This is a genomic window from Hydrogenophaga sp. (assembly GCF_051007235.1).
Taxonomy (GTDB): Bacteria; Pseudomonadota; Gammaproteobacteria; order Burkholderiales; family Burkholderiaceae_C; genus Hydrogenophaga.
On the sequence record NZ_JBPCSJ010000484.1, the window covers coordinates 1 to 8,963 of the forward strand.

Sequence of the window (8,963 nt, forward strand, 5' to 3'; positions counted from 1 at the left end):
GTTCTCCAGGTCGATCACGGCTTCGGGCGTGGCCACGTTGCCGGCGATCACGAAGGCCTGGGGCAGCTTCTTCTTGATGTGCTCGATCATCAGGCGCACGCTCTCGGCGTGGCCGTGGGCGATGTCGATGGTGATGTAGTCGGCGCCCACGCCGTCGGCGGCCAGGCGGTCGATCACCTCGTAGTCCGGCGCCTTCACGCCCGAGCTGATCGAGACAAACAAGCCCTTCTCCCGCATGCGCCTGGCGTAGGCCACGTTGTCCAGGTCGAAGCGGTGCATGACGTAGAAGTAGCCGTGGGCGGCCAGCATCTCGCTGATGGACTCGTCCAGCACCGTCTTCATGTTGGCCGGCACCACGGGCAGCTTGAAGCGCCGGCCGCCGAATTCGATGGAGGGGTCGCATTCGCTGCGGCTTTCCACGCGGCATTTGCGCGGCAGCAGCAGGATGTTGTCGTAATCGAAGATTTCCATGTGGGCCTTTCAGTCACCCCGCCGTGTTCGTGGTGGTGGGGTGGGTTGGTGAAAAGGCGCTTGGAACTGGCCGGTGCTTCGCTTCCGGGAGCCGGAAACAAAAAACCGGGCGCAAGTGCTTGGGCCCGGTGATTGATTCTAGGCGGGTCACACGGGATGTGCTGCTTTGGATAAATGAATAGAAGCTATATGTATTTGAATATCCCGTGGCTCGCACATGCTGTATGCGAGCCTTGCGCTGGGTCAAGCGGCCCACGGTTCTGCTGTTCGGTCATGGGCTTCCCCGCTATTCTGGTGAACGATGGATGAGGAGGTGAACGATGCGCACCATTGGCGGTCTGCGTGCCGCGTGGATTCCGGTCCTCTGGGCCAGTCTGATGCTGTTGGTTCCCGGCTGTGCCAACGTGGCATTCGAGCACGGCAGCACCCGCTTGAGCGAGCAAAGTCTGGTGTTCGGTCGCATCCTGCTCGACCGCGACGGGGAACCGGTGGTTGTCACCCCCATGTCCATGCCCGTGGTCATCCGCAACATTGCGTCGGGTGACGAGCCCAGACTGATCACGCAAAGCTTCGAGCAGGACGGGCGTTTTTACTGGACATTGCCACCCGGTCACCATCAGCTCAGCTTGGTGCTGCACCGCTACGCTGGCGGTGTGGTGTCGTACAGCTTCCACTTGCCAGAGGTGGGCAAGGCCTACCACTTTGGCGATCTCACTGTCCACGGCCGCAAGCGGTTTGACAGTCTGGGGAGCGCCAACATGCGAGATGTCAAGGCCGACCTCACCGACACTTTTGTGGACGCGAGAGCCAGCCTGTTGCGCCGCAACCCTCAGCTGAACTCGATCGGTGTGGAGCGCCTGGTGCTGCGTGACATGACCGATCCGCAGCAGCGCGTCAGTGCTTACGCGGATGCCCTCATGGACAGCACACCCTGTTGCAACAGCCTGGAGCAGTTGCCGTTCAGGCGATGGCTGCCTGGACAGCGTTCCGCCATCCAGATCAACGCCGCCAGCCCCGTGTTCAATTTCCCGGAAGGGCGAAGCCGCTTCGTGGCTTTGGAGCTCCCGCCCGGCCTGGCGTCGTTGAACCTGCGCAGTGTGGTCACCCCCAGCGCGATGCCGGGATCGGACATCCTCTATGTCTTTTCGCCCGCTGTGATGCTGCTGGACGAACAGCACAAGGTCATCGGTGCCGCGCAGCGCAATATCTTCAAAGCCACGCCTGCGTCTGTGATGCCGCCACGCCAGGCATCGCTACAAGGTTCCGTGCGGCTGGAAGAAGCGGGGCGACGGGCAAAGTACCTTGTGATCCACACCACGCCAGCCTTGCTGGCGACAGCAGCGCAGAGTTATCGGCCAGGCTTCGTGGGTGCTCCAGGGGGTGTCATACCGACCGGGCAATGGGTAGGACTGTCCATGGAACCGGCCATCTCTGGCGTTCTGGAGATAGACGCTGCTGAGCAGTGAGACGGGTTGGAGACTGCGCTTCCTACAATCGAAGCATGCTGTTTGAAGACCCCACACCACTGCTCGCCGGCCTGAACCCCGAGCAGGCCGCCGCCGTCACCCTGCCGCCCGAACACGCGCTCATCCTGGCCGGTGCCGGATCGGGCAAGACGCGGGTGCTGACCACCCGCATCGCCTGGCTGCTGCAGAGCGGCCAGGTGGGGCCAGGCGGCATCATGGCCGTGACCTTCACCAACAAGGCGGCCAAGGAAATGATGGTCCGCCTCACGGCCATGCTGCCGGTCAATGTGCGCGGCATGTGGATCGGCACCTTCCACGGTCTGTGCAACCGCTTTCTGCGCGCGCACCACCAGCCGGCCGGGCTGCCGCAGACCTTCCAGATCCTGGACACGCAGGACCAGCTCTCGGCCATCAAGCGCCTGTGCAAGCAGCACAACGTGGACGACGAGCGCTTCCCGCCCAAGCAGCTGCAGTACTTCATCAGCGGCTGCAAGGAAGACGGCCAGCGCCCGCGCGATGTGGTGGTGCGCGACGAGGAGACTCGCCGCAAGGTCGAGATCTACCAGCTCTACGAAGAGCAGTGCCAGCGCGAAGGTGTGGTCGATTTCGGTGAGCTGATGCTGCGTTCGTACGAAGTGCTGCGCGACAACGACCCGATCCGGGTGCACTACCAGCGGCGTTTCAGGCACATCCTGATCGTCGAGTTCCAGGACCCCAACCGCCTGCAGTACGCGTGGATCAAGATGTTCTCGTCGCCACCGCTCGAAGGCCTGCCGCCGGCTGGCAACGCGGTGTTTGCCGTGGGCGACGACGACCAGAGCATCTACGCCTTCCGCGGCGCACGTGTGGGCAACATGACCGACTTCGTGCGCGAATTCCAGGTGCAGCACCAGATCAAGCTGGAGCAGAACTACCGCAGCGCCAGCAACATCCTCGACACCGCCAACGAACTGATCGGCCACAACAGCCGCCGCCTGGGCAAGAACCTGCGCACCGATGCTGGGGCGGGCGAGCCGGTGCGGGTCTACGAATCGGTGAGCGACTTCGCCGAGGCGCAGTGGATGGTCGACGAGATGAAGCAGCTCGAACGCGAAGGCATGGCGCGCAGCGAGATGGCCGTTCTCTACCGCAGCAACGCGCAAAGCCGCGTGGTGGAAACCGCGCTGTTCAATGCCGGCATGCCGTACCGCGTGTACGGTGGCCTGCGCTTCTTCGAGCGCGCCGAAATCAAACACGCGCTGGCCTACCTGCGCCTCCTGGAGAACCCGCACGACGACACCAGCTTCCTGCGCGTGGTGAACTTCCCGCCGCGTGGTATCGGCGCGCGCAGCGTGGAGCAGTTGCAGGACGTCGCGCGCAGCAGCGGCTGCTCGCTGCACGACGCGGTGAGCGGTGTGACCGGGCGCGCGGGTGCGGCCATCGGCAACTTCGTGGCGCTGCTGGACGTGATGCGCGAGCGCACCCAGGGTATGACGCTCAAGGAAATCATCCAGCTGGTGCTGGACAAGAGCGGCCTGGTCGAACACTTCCGCGCCGAACGCGAGGGCGAGGACCGGGTGGAGAACCTGGAAGAACTGGTCAACGCGGCCGAGAGCTTCGTGATGCAGGAAGGCTTTGGCCGCGAGGCCGTGGCCCTGCCGGTGGACGAGCACGGCACGCCGGTGCCAGCCGCCGGGCTGTCGCAGAGCCCGGTCAGCCAGGGCCTGGACCCGAATGCGCCGGTGCTCGACGCGCCGCTGGCGCCGGACGCTGAAACCGGTGAAACGCTCAGCCCGCTGGTGGCCTTTCTCACGCACGCCGCGCTGGAGTCGGGCGACAACCAGGCGCAGGCCGGGCAGGACGCGGTGCAGCTGATGACGGTGCACGCCGCCAAGGGCCTGGAGTTCAACTGTGTGTTCATCACCGGGCTCGAAGAAGGCCTGTTCCCGCACGAGAACTCGATGAGCGATCGCGACGGGCTGGAGGAAGAACGGCGCCTGATGTACGTGGCCATCACGCGCGCACGCCAGCGCCTGTACCTCAGCCATTCGCAGACGCGCATGCTGCACGGCCAGACCCGCTACAACATGAAGAGCCGCTTCTTCGACGAACTGCCCGAGGCCTGTCTGAAATGGCTGACGCCGCAGCAGCCGGCCTGGGGTGGTGGCGGGAGTGGTGGCGGTGTTGCGCCCTGGGGCGCTTCGCGCGGTGGCGCCTATGGTGGCGGCGCGGCGCGTGGCGCCAACCCGGCCTGGTCACCCGGCTTCCTGTCGACCGGCAGCGGCAGCCCGCCGCCCAAGGCCGCCGAGCCCGATCGCGGCATCGACATCCGCACCGGGCAGAAGGTCTTCCACACCAAGTTCGGTGAGGGCAAGGTGCTGGCGCTGGAAGGCGCGGGCGCCGACGCGCGCGCGCAGGTCAGCTTCAGCCGCCACGGCGTGAAGTGGCTGGCGTTGAGCGTGGCCAAGCTCACGCCGGTGGACGACTGACGCACACAAAAAAGCCGCCGATGCGTGCGCACCGGCGGCTGTGAAATGGTTGCTCAGCCTCTGATCGCTCACGCGAACTGGGCAACCCTGGAGATCCAAGGCAAGACACGGCCCCGCGTGGTGCGGGGCCGTGGCGTCACGATCAGAAGTCGTGGCGGATACCGGCTGCGTACAGCGTGGTGTCGGTGGTCTTCACGCCGGCGGCGTTCTTGACGTCGTGCGAACGGTAGCCGGCGTACAGGCGCGTGCGCTTGGACAGCGAGTAGGTGGCGCCCAGACCAAAGCCCGAGGCTTTGGCCGTGGTGACGCCAGCGCTGGACTCGGTCTCGCTCGCGGCGTACCCGGCCGACAGGTTGACCGCGCCCATCGGGACGTTCACGCCGAAGGTGTATTCCTTGTCGTCGCTGGTGGTGCCGCTGCGCTGGTTGTATCCGGCGGACAGGCTGGCCACGCCCAAGTCGTACGAACCGGACAGGCCCGTGAACTTGGACTTGGTTTTTTCGTCCTGGTGACCCAGCACGACGTGCATCGGGCCGGCCTTGTAGCCCACTTGCAGGGCGGTCAGCTTGTCACCGACACCAGCGGTCTGCTCGAAAGCATAGGACGCGCCACCGTAGAAGCCGCCGAAAGAAGGCGAGTCGTAACGGATCTGGTTGTTGAAGCGGCTGGCGTAGTCGCCACCGGCGTCTTTGTAGACGCCGTTGCTGGCCGGGGTGAACAGCGAGTCGAACACGTTGCTGCTGTAGGAGACCGCGCGGGCATCGTCGAACACGGTGGTCATGCGGCCCAGCTTGACCGAGCCGAAGCCACCGGCCAGGCCGACCAGCGAGGCGGCCTTGAACGAGGGGGCCTGCAGGGCGCCGGAGCTCAGGTCCAGGCGCTGTTCCAGCTGGAACACGGCCGACAGGCCGCCGCCCAGGTCTTCCGTGCCGCGGAAGCCCAGTCGCGAGGTGGTCAGGCCGCCGTCGATCATCTTGGACTGGCTGCCACCGGCCAGGGTCTTCTCACTGCCGATGCCGGTGTCGACGCGGCCGTGGAGGGTGACGGAGGATTGGGCCATGGCGGCGCCCGAAGCGGCCAGCACGGCCAGGGCGATCAGGGTTTTGTGCATGAGGGTGTCGTGGTGAAGAGGTTGAACAAGCACGTCCGGCGAAAGCCGCCCACGTGCCCGGCAATGGTCGAAACCGAGGCTGTCAGTTGGCTGTCCCTGGTCTGCGGGTTTTCCCTTGCTCTGCCGGCGGGAAACGAAAAAAAGCCGCCGATGCGTGCGCACTGGCGGCTGTGAAATGGTTGCTCAGCCTCTGATCGCTCACGCGAACCGGGCAACCCTGGAGATCAAAGGCAACACATGGCCCCGCGTGGTGCGGGGCCGTCGGGGCACGATCAGAAGTCGTGGCGCACGCCGACCGCGAACAGCTTGGTGTCCGCGCTCTTCACGCCGGCTGCGTTCTCTTCCGTGACCTTGCTGTAGCCACCGTACAGGCTGGTGCGCTTGGACAGGGCGTAACGGGCACCCAGACCGAAGCCGGTCGATTCGCTGGCCTTGGCGCCGCTGATTTTGGTTTCGCTCGAAGCGAAGCCAGCGGAAACCTTGACCGCGCCGAACGGCACTTCCACGCCCAGGTTGTATTCATTGTCCTTGCCACCGGAAACGGCGTCGGCCTTGCGGGTGCTGTAGCCGCCAGAGAGGGCAAAGGTGCCGAAGTCGTACGAGGCGGCCAGCTGGGTGTATTCCTGCTTGGTCTTCTCGTCCTGGTAGCCCAGGGCCACGTTCAGGCCGCCGTCTTTGTAGCCCAGCAGCAGCGAGGTGACGGTGTCGTCGGCGCCCGTGGTCTGCTCGAAGGCGTGCGAGACCGAGCCGTACACACCGCCGAAGCTCGGGCTGTCGTAGCGGACCATGCCGTTGGCGCGGCTGCTGTAGTCCGCGTTCTTGGTCTTGGTGGCGCTGATGGTCTTGAAGGCTGCGCTGGTGGGCGTGAAGCCGTTGGAGTCGAACACGTTGAACTTGTTCGACAGGGCGCGTGCGTCGTCGAACGACGTCGTCATGCGGCCCAGGCGCACAGCACCGAAGCCACCGGCCAGACCGACGCTGGTTTCACCCTTGAACGACGGGGCTTGCAGGTCGCCCGTGTCGAGGTTGATGCGCTGTTCCAGCTTGAAGGTGGCCTTGAGGCCGCCGCCGAGGTCTTCGCTGCCCATGAAGCCCAGGCGCGGGGTGGTCAGGCCGGTGTCGCCACCCGAGAACAGTTTGGTCTGGCTACCGTTGGCGAGCGTGTCGATGTTGCCCACCGACGCGTCCAGACGGCCGTAGATGGTGACGGAGGATTGGGCCATGGCGGCACCGGAAGCGGCCAGAACGGCCAGAGCAATGAGGCTTTTTTTCATGGGTTTTCCTTGGGGGATGTGTTGGAACAAGTGGGGGGCTGTGCCCCGCCTGATGCCGCTGGCAAGCAGGTGCATGTATTTCACCGGCCGGTCATAAAAGTTCTGTGACAGTGTGTCGGTTCTGCTACAGGTTCCGCAGCTGAACATCCTGTCACAGCGGTTTCATCAAGGCCTGCCAGCGTTGAGCAGCCGGGTCCAGCCGGCGCCGTCGTTGTCGTTGACGACCCACAGCTCGCCCTGGTAGACCACCATGCCCTCGGCCTTCTCGTGCAGCCAGTGGAAGTCTTTTCGCAAGTCCTTCACCAGGGTCTTCTTCAGCACGGCGCCTTCCACCACATCGGCGGCCTGAACGCTGTAGATGCGCTTGACCTGCGCGTTGATCGCGCGGCCCTCGCCGCCGCCCTTGTCGCGTTCAAGCAGCAGCAGACGACCGTCGTCCAGCAACTGGATCTCCGACAGGCCCATCCAGAACTGTTGGGCGTCTTTCCCGTGCTGCTCCAGCGGGTACAGCGCGCTGGTCCAGGTCATGCTGGGCAGGTGCAGCTTGAGGATGGCCGCCTGCGGCTTGCCCAGGTCGTAGCCGCGTTGCACCGCCATGTACAGCGTCTGACCGTCGGCGCTGGCGGTCACGCCTTCGTAGCCGGTGCTGGTCTTGGCGTTCTTGAATTTCGCCTGGACGTGTGCGGGCAGCTTCACACGCTGTTGCACCACGCCGGCGGCGTTCACCTTGATCAGTTCGTTGCTGTCCACCGTGGCGCCTTCGGAGGCGATCCAGAAGCCATCGGCCACGCGCGCGATGCCCTCCGGGTCCAGCTTCAACGCCTGGCCGTTGGCGTCGGTGAGCGCCACCACCTGGTCGATCACGACCCGGCCCTGCGCGGCCTCGGCCATGTTCAGGCGCCAGATGCGCGACTGCGCGAAGGCGTTGTCGGGCACGGCGTAGAGATGGGTGCCGTCGGTGGTCAGGCCCGAGAGCGCACCCCAGGGCATGGATGCATCGCGGGCCACGATCTGCGGCTCGCCCACCGGCGCACCCTGGGCATGGAAGCGGTAGAGGTTGATCGAGCCGTCGCCTTCGTTGGCGGTCACCGCCAGTTGCTGGCCGTCGGCACGGCGCGTGACGGTGGTGATGCCTTCCGGGGACATGCCGGTCGGCAGCCACTGCACGAAGCGGGGTTGCTTGGGGTTGCTGACTTCATGGACTTCGAGGAAGCCGCCGCGCTCCGAACCCACCAGCAGGTAGGGCCGGCCGCCGAAGCGGGCGCTGGTCACGCCTTCGATCTCCACCCCCTTGGCGGCCGATCGGCTGTCAGGGTAGTGGCCGTGCAGCAGTGCGCGCTGCTCGGTGCGGTCGCCGGTCTCGTACACCACCTCGCCACGGGTGTTCATGAGGGTGAAGCCGCGGCCGCCGGGCAGGGTGCCGTCCTGGCCCTTCTTGCCGTCGCCCTCGTTGGCCAGGGCGAACACGTCGTTGGACACCCAGGCCACGGCGTCCGGTTCGCGGCGTCCGGTGAAGCTGTCCTGGAAGGCGATCTCCTTGTCGCGCTGCAGGTCGGCGTTGCCGGTGCGGGTGACCGTGCCGGCGGACAGCACCCGCAGCAGGCGGGCGCGGCGCGCATCGCTCAGGTCGATCAGCGCGACGGCGTTGTTCTCCTGCAGCGTCACGGCGGCGGTGCGGCCGTCGGGCGAGATGGACACGAACTCGGGCTGAGGGTCGGCCGGGTAGAGCGCGCCGGGCAGGGCCTTCAGCGCCTCGACCAGATCGATGGACTGCAGGCCGCTGCTGGTGCCGCCGTACAGGTCCTGCAGGCCGACCACGTCGATGCGGCCGGGGCGCTGGCCGCCCAGGGTGGCGTCGCCCTTGGCGTCCGTTTCTTCGTCTTCGATGGCGACCACCGCGCGCAGTGTCCGGCCGCTGCCGACCAGCGCCAGCGAATCGGGGCCGATGCCCACGCTCAGGTCTTTCACATGCATCACCGCGCGCGGGTTGCGCACGTCGTAGACACGCAGGAAGCCGCGGCGCGGATTGCTCACGTCGTCGTCCAGGCGCATGGCCACCACGGCGTAGCGCCCGTCGGGGCTGACCGCCACCGATGTGGGCTCGCCCACGCCGCCCAGGCGCACGTCGATGCGCGGCAGTGATGCAGGGCGTGCCGGGTCGGTGATGTCCACC

The 8,963-nt window shown here is 65.9% G+C and carries 6 protein-coding genes; 2 read left to right on the forward strand and 4 right to left on the reverse strand.

Features of this window, described 5'->3' with window-relative positions; translation table 11 throughout:
• Nucleotides 1-471: IMP dehydrogenase (locus ACR2JA_RS17100; protein WP_434010277.1), on the reverse strand; the 471-nt coding region annotated here is incomplete at its 3' end.
• A gap of 320 nt (nucleotides 472-791) precedes the next feature.
• On the opposite strand from ACR2JA_RS17100, the gene ACR2JA_RS17105 reads away from it, so the two are divergent.
• Both ACR2JA_RS17105 and ACR2JA_RS17110 read left to right on the forward strand, forming a co-directional pair.
• On the forward strand, nucleotides 792-1,937 hold the full coding sequence (locus ACR2JA_RS17105; RefSeq protein ID WP_434010278.1) for a MalM family protein: 1,146 nt from the start codon (nucleotides 792-794) through the stop codon (nucleotides 1,935-1,937).
• Between the two features lie 35 nt (nucleotides 1,938-1,972).
• Nucleotides 1,973-4,405, forward strand: a complete 2,433-nt coding sequence (locus ACR2JA_RS17110) for a UvrD-helicase domain-containing protein (RefSeq protein WP_434010279.1) — start codon at nucleotides 1,973-1,975, stop codon at nucleotides 4,403-4,405.
• A 142-nt stretch (nucleotides 4,406-4,547) separates the two neighbouring features.
• Here the strand turns inward: ACR2JA_RS17110 and ACR2JA_RS17115 are convergent, their stop codons facing one another.
• The 3 genes from ACR2JA_RS17115 to ACR2JA_RS17125 form a co-directional block, all read right to left on the reverse strand.
• Nucleotides 4,548-5,516 carry a porin gene (locus ACR2JA_RS17115; protein WP_434010280.1) on the reverse strand — a complete coding sequence of 323 codons (969 nt, stop codon included), beginning with the start codon at nucleotides 5,514-5,516 and terminating at the stop codon, nucleotides 4,548-4,550.
• 272 nt (nucleotides 5,517-5,788) lie between these two features.
• Nucleotides 5,789-6,790 carry a porin gene (locus ACR2JA_RS17120; protein WP_434010281.1) on the reverse strand — a complete coding sequence of 334 codons (1,002 nt, stop codon included), beginning with the start codon at nucleotides 6,788-6,790 and terminating at the stop codon, nucleotides 5,789-5,791.
• Nucleotides 6,791-6,955: 165 nt separating this feature from the next.
• Nucleotides 6,956-8,963, reverse strand: a 2,008-nt coding sequence (locus tag ACR2JA_RS17125; RefSeq protein WP_434010282.1) for an esterase-like activity of phytase family protein, incomplete at its 5' end; no start/stop codon positions are given.